This is a genomic window from Rhodopseudomonas palustris, from assembly GCF_003226555.1.
Taxonomy (GTDB): Bacteria; Pseudomonadota; Alphaproteobacteria; order Rhizobiales; family Xanthobacteraceae; genus Rhodopseudomonas; species Rhodopseudomonas palustris_I.
This window is the reverse complement of record NZ_QKQS01000015.1, coordinates 1-242: the sequence shown is the minus strand read 5'-3', so window position 1 is coordinate 242 and position 242 is coordinate 1. Positions and strand designations below refer to the sequence as shown.

1 protein-coding gene is annotated in these 242 nt (G+C 62.0%); it reads right to left on the bottom strand.

The window, feature by feature from the left end; translation table 11 throughout:
• Positions 1-242: transposase (locus DNX69_RS11140; protein ID WP_133256006.1), on the bottom strand; the 242-nt coding region annotated here is incomplete at both ends.

Below are 242 nucleotides of genomic sequence, written 5' to 3'. Positions count from 1 at the left end.
AACTTGATCTCCTTCGGCACGCCCGCCTTCTTCCGGCGCGCCCGATCCTTGCTCCAGTCCTGCGGCAGATACAGGCGATAAGCCACCGGAAGGCTGGCCGTGTGATTGGCGACCGACAGCGTCACCGTCACCTGGCAATTGGCCTGCTTACCGAGCTGCCCACAATATTGGTGGTGCACGCCGACCGAATGCTTGCCTTGCTTGGGGAACGACGTGTCGTCGATGATCCACGCCTCGATCGG